Annotated in this window: 2 protein-coding genes and 1 pseudogene; all 3 read right to left on the minus strand. The window is 35.6% G+C overall.

From position 1 onward, the window contains the following. Positions 1-724: 724 nt before the first annotated feature. Positions 725-973 (minus strand): annotated as a pseudogene (locus tag V7150_RS22205) (CPCC family cysteine-rich protein); the annotation flags it as partial. A 144-nt stretch (positions 974-1,117) separates the two neighbouring features. Next, positions 1,118-1,501, minus strand: coding sequence for a hypothetical protein (locus V7150_RS22210; protein ID WP_335522570.1), 384 nt, complete (start codon positions 1,499-1,501; stop codon positions 1,118-1,120). Between the two features lie 137 nt (positions 1,502-1,638). Beyond that, positions 1,639-2,070 carry a hypothetical protein gene (locus tag V7150_RS22215; protein WP_335522573.1) on the minus strand — a complete coding sequence of 144 codons (432 nt, stop codon included), beginning with the start codon at positions 2,068-2,070 and terminating at the stop codon, positions 1,639-1,641. Between the last annotated feature and the right edge of the window lie 113 nt (positions 2,071-2,183).

Here is a 2,183-nt window from a genome sequence, read left to right on the forward strand (position 1 = left end):
CATTACAGGAATGCTGCCCGTTAGCCACCCATGCAGCGCAAAACCGGCGCTGCACCACAGAGAATGAAAATGGGTCAGGCAGTCTATACTGATTTAATGCTGGCGAAGAAGGTCTTTGAACTATGGTGCCTTTGAGCCCATCCGTTAGTCTGACTCCAACGACCACGGTGTACCACCGACTGTCGCACCCTTTAGGGGTAGCACTCATGAGAGATTAATCCTTTTTCTGGTTGTTGCGCCAGCTTTACCTATTTCATTTTAAGTAGAAGGGTATGACAATTCGATACATCTGCCAACTCTATATTCGATCCTTTAAGAGGCTCAGCCTTTTTTTAAAAACTGGTTTTTCTGGGTCTATTTTTGTATGCACTTTTTCAGTTTTTATTTTCATGGGTGCTAAAGAAGAAAGGGTTGCTTGTAGCAACCCTTTCTTCTTTAACTAAACCAGCACCCGTTACTTTAATAACTAATCCTGAGTTTCTACCGTAATATTTAGCTGTTTTAACAAATTATTGACAACCTCAATCGCTTCTTCTCTTTGCTTATAATCGGAAGTGCAAAATCTAATCATTTCTAAATCGTTCTCTGCCTTTTTAACAATTTCTGTTATTTCTTTCGGAACACCAATCCAAGATAAGTTACGTTCTAAATCTGCAATATTATATATTCCTTCTTTAAACTTTCTACATGCAAATTTCAATTCAAACAAATCATCGTAAAATATCTTCCAATTAGGATCTCTTTTATCTTGTAAATTAGGTTTTCTAACATTTTTAACAAAACTCATTTCACAAGCACCATATCTAATATAATTTTTTTGAGCTTCTATTAGAGGTATTTGGTTAGCACCTGTATCATACTCATTTTCTTTTTGGAATGGGTCATCCTCCCAAAAACAAATTGGACATATATCGTAGTTGCCATCGCTATCCATAGTTCTATAACCACAACAAGGGCATGTGTTTTTGTTCATAAGACACCTCTCGAAATCCTTTACTATAATCATAAACCACATTATTTCTTGTTGCACTAACCTGCCATTTATTTGAATAACAAAAATAGCCTGCAATGGTTGCCGGCTATTCAAGTAATGCACCAGTTAGCTTAAGAAGAAACACTAAAGATTAATATCATAAAGAGTAATTATGTCTGTTTCAACTCTTACATACGTACCAGTTGTATATTCTTCGCCAATTAATTCAAAAGCAACAATACTATCTCCAATTCTAAGCACAGCAAACCCTTCATCAACGGACTCCAGTTTCCCAGATAAATAAATCCGATTTTGATTACTTTTTATCTGGCTTATTTTTTCATTAATGGGTATAACCTGTTTCCCCCATTCACAAATACCAGGAATATCAATTTCTATATAATATTCACCATTCAAATTTGGTTCAGTGCCAACCCATTTGCCTTCCGCTGTACCGTATTGAGAGTAAAAACCCACTATAAATCCGTCTGCTACTTGCTTTACACATTTCAGTATTTTTACATTCACTTTTTATCCCCTATAATTGGTTTATTTTAAAGAGTTCTACAAATTATCTACACAATCCTTCTTGAACCTGCCCGTTACTTGAATAAGAAAATGGCATTACCTCATTGTTGAAGTAATGCACCCGTTCAAGAAGGAACTTATTTGTGATTCAATTGTTTCTTAAGTTTAATAATACACTTTAAAATAGATTCTCTGTTCTTAGCACTCTTTATCCAGTTAGGAAGCCTACTTGCCAAACTTTGATTTATATTAGGTAATCGTTCTCTAATAGATGCAGAGACATAACCCTCTAAAAAATCGAGATGTTTTTGATTATAAGCCCAAAGGGTATTCCCACAGCAACCAGTCTTTAGCCATAAGCTTAGTCCACAATACTCGGCTGAATCACCATAACTTGTTATTTGCAGAATATCCGTTAATCCACACATTTCACAAACCAACTTTGGATTTGTTTTGTAAGGATTTCCAGTTATCTTAGCACAACCACGGCAGCGAGGACATTCAACAAGTACGCAATCAGAAAAATCAAAGATGGTTTCTCCAGTATCTTTAAACCTTGAGTTTTCCATTTATTTCATCCCCTTATTATTTTGTGACCACACCGAACATAACACTTTTTCACTTAATTATAACCAATAAGTTTAGTAACATCTTCAAGTAACCTGCCCGTTAGCCATCCATG

The sequence above is a fragment of the Neobacillus drentensis genome (assembly GCF_036965245.1).
Taxonomy (GTDB): Bacteria; Bacillota; Bacilli; order Bacillales; family Cytobacillaceae; genus Neobacillus; species Neobacillus drentensis_G.